The sequence below is a fragment of the Dietzia sp. DQ11-44 genome (assembly GCF_014145205.1).
GTDB classification, from domain to species: Bacteria; Actinomycetota; Actinomycetes; order Mycobacteriales; family Mycobacteriaceae; genus Dietzia; species Dietzia natronolimnaea.
The window spans coordinates 1-2438 of sequence record NZ_JAALEC010000113.1 but is presented as its reverse complement, the minus strand read 5'-3'; the positions used below and the strand labels follow the sequence as shown (position 1 = coordinate 2438).

Sequence of the window (2438 nt, the reverse complement as noted above, 5' to 3'; positions counted from 1 at the left end):
CCAGCCCCACGTCGTCGACGTGGATGCCGCGCGCGGCGATGTCGGTGGCCACGAGCACGCTCGCCTGGCCGGAGGAGAACGCGTCGAGGTTGCGCACGCGTGCGTTCTGCGACAGGTTGCCGTGCAGATCCACGCTGGTCACGCCGCGCCCGGAGAGCTGCTTGGCCAGGCGCTTGGCGCCGTGCTTGGTGCGGGTGAACATGACGGTCCGCTCGTTCACGCCGGCGAGGTCCGCCAGTGCGCGGACGCGGTCGTCCGGGTCCACGTGGAAGACGTGGTGTGCGGTCGCGCCGGGGGTGGCGGAGCCGTCGTCGACCTCGTGCACGACCGGGTTGTCGAGGAACTTGCGGACCAGCTTGTCCACACCCTGGTCCAGCGTCGCGGAGAACAGCAGGCGCTGGGCACCCTGAGGCGTGGCCGCCAGGATCCGGGTGACTCCCGGGAGGAAGCCGAGGTCGGCCATGTGGTCGGCCTCATCGAGGACGCTGACCTCGATCGAGTCCATGCGGCAGTGCTTCTGCCCCATGAGGTCCTCGAGCCGGCCCGGGCAGGCCACCACGATGTCGACGCCCTGGTCGAGCGCGCTGACCTGGCGACCCTGTGAGACGCCGCCGAAGATCACGGTGGTCTTGAGGCCCATCGCCTTGGCCAGCGGCGCGAGGGTCTCGTCGATCTGACGGGCGAGCTCGCGGGTGGGGGCCAGGATGAGCCCGCGGGGGGAGTTGCGCTTACGTCGGCCGCCGGCGGGCGCGGAGGCGGCCAGGCGGGTGACCAGCGGGAGGCAGAACGCGTAGGTCTTGCCGGAGCCGGTGCGGCCGCGGCCCAGGACGTCGCGTCCGGACATCGCGTCGGGCAGCGTCGCCGACTGGATGGGGGTGGGGGTGACGATGTCGACGCCCGTGAGGACGTCGAGCAGGGATGAAGGAACGCCGAGATCGGCGAAGGAACGTGACAAGGGAGGAATCTCCGTACATAGATGGGGCGTCTTGCCCGGCGCGCTCCTGGGGTGCCACGTCGCTCGGAGGCGACGCGCCCGGTGCGCGACCACGGGAGGTCGACATCCGATTCGGCCCGAGGCAAGAGTGGTGCGGGCCGACTCGCCCACCCTACGCCCCACCGGGCCCCGGACCACGGTTCCCGCCCCGAGTGTGACGAGGTCCTCACTTCGGGGCCCGCAGATGGCACGATGTTGACCGTGCGACTCGACCTGTCCCTGCTGCGGCGCCCGGAACTGGGCTCGGTGCTGCTCGGACGGGGGACGGAGTCAGCGCGACTGCGCACCATGAGGGTCCGGGTGCTGCTCGTACTGACGCTGCTGGGCTCCAACCTCGTCGGCGTGGCCGTCGCCGCTGTGCTGATCCTCTTCGTCCTCCCGGGTCCCACCCTCCCCTCCCGTGAGTTCATGGTCCCCACCGCGATCGTCGTCCCGGTGTATGTGGCGCTGGCGACGATCGTGGGGACGATCTGGGTGCGTGGTGCCGTCCACCGGCGTGTCGGGTGGTTCCTCGACGGCCGCGAACCCACGGATCGCGAGCGGGTGTGGACTCTCCGTCTGCCCGGCCGGATGACCCTGATCCAGGCCTTTCTGTGGCTGTTGGGCGCGGCCGTGGTCACGCCCGCCTTCGGGGTGATCGACCCCGAGGCGATCCCGTCGGTCGGGTTCACGATCGTCTTCTCCGGAATGGTCGTCTGCGGTGTGGCGTTCCTCTTCGCGGACTTCGGACTGCGTCCCGTCGCCGCGGTCGCCCTGGCCGACGGTCCGGTCCCCCGCGGCCGGTTCCTGGGTGCCATGACGCGGCTCCGCGTGGCCTGGGCGGTCGGCAGCGGGGTGCCGATCGCGGGACTGATCATCGTGGCGATCTACACGTTGGCGGGCCGGGCCCTGTCGCTGGAACGCCTCGCCGTCATCGTGATCGTGCTCGGCGCCACCTCGCTCCTCGCCGGATTCCTGCTCGTCTCGCTGGGCACGGGGTCGGTCCTCGGCCCGCTACGCAGTCTCCGCTGGGCCATGGAGGACGTCACGGACGGTACGCTCTCCCGGCGGGTGGTGGTCTACGACGGCACGGAACTCGGCGAGCTCCAGCGCGGGTTCAACCGGATGGCGGCCGGGCTCCAGGAACGCGAACGGCTCCGGGATCTGTTCGGCCGCCACGTGGGTCGCGACGTCGCGGAGGCGGCCGAGGAGCGGGACCCCGAACTGGGCGGCAGCGCCTCCCAGGTCGGCGTCGTCTTCGTCGACATCATCGGGTCCACGGAGATGGCGGTGCGGTCCGAGGCCTCGGAGGTGGTGGACGTCCTCAACCGGTTCTTCCGGGTGGTCGTGGAGACGGTCGAGGAGTACGACGGCGTCGTGGACAGCTTCCTCGGCGACGCCGCGCTCGTGGTGTTCGGTGCGCCGCGGGCGATGGACGACCCGGCGTCCGCCGCACTGGCCTGCG

At 71.2% G+C, this 2438-nt stretch carries 2 protein-coding genes; one reads left to right on the top strand and one right to left on the bottom strand.

Translation table 11 applies throughout. The annotated features are described in order from the left end of the window. Window positions 1-955: DEAD/DEAH box helicase (locus G6018_RS03420; protein WP_182638732.1), on the bottom strand; the 955-nt coding region annotated here is incomplete at its 3' end. 231 nt (window positions 956-1186) lie between these two features. Between G6018_RS03420 and G6018_RS03415 the strand changes: the two genes are divergently transcribed. Continuing rightward, on the top strand, window positions 1187-2438 hold a 1252-nt coding region (locus G6018_RS03415), incomplete at its 3' end, for an adenylate/guanylate cyclase domain-containing protein (protein WP_182638730.1).